Consider the following 495-nt stretch of genomic DNA (forward strand, 5'->3'; position numbering starts at 1 on the left):
AGTCGCGGGCCGCGGCGGCGGCCCGGGCCACGGCCATCACCGAGCTCGTGGACGCCCACGGCGCCGCCCTGTCCGCGCTGCTCGGGGTGTTGCGCCGGCGCGATCTGGACGACCCGACCGCCCGGGCCCGCGCGGTGGACCTCGCCGTCACCGCCCTGGCCGAGCTGCGTGACCGCACCGACCGGGATCAGGCGCTGGTGGAGGAGTCGGCCGGGGACGCCTTCGCCCGGCTCGCCGAGGCACTGCGCCCGGTGCTGCGCGGCCTTGCCGTACGGCTCGACCTGGGCCCGCCCGGCACCGAGGAGGGCGCCGACCGGCTGCTCCCCGCAGATGTGGCCAATACGGCCCGCGCGGTGGTACAGGCCGTGGTGCACGCCATGCTCGACGAGCAGGGCCCGGGCCAGGACGGCGCGCCGCGCCCGGTGCGCCGCGTCCACGTCGGCTGGAAGGTCGGCGACGGCGAGCTGCGCGCCACCGTACGGGACGACGGCCCCG

The 495-nt window shown here is 78.8% G+C and carries 1 protein-coding gene; it reads left to right on the forward strand.

The genetic code is table 11. From position 1 onward, the window contains the following. On the forward strand, positions 1-495 hold a 495-nt coding region (locus tag KN815_RS49650), incomplete at both ends, for a sensor histidine kinase (RefSeq protein WP_507229944.1).

Source organism: Streptomyces niphimycinicus (genome assembly GCF_018883605.1).
Lineage (GTDB): Bacteria > Actinomycetota > Actinomycetes > Streptomycetales > Streptomycetaceae > Streptomyces > Streptomyces niphimycinicus.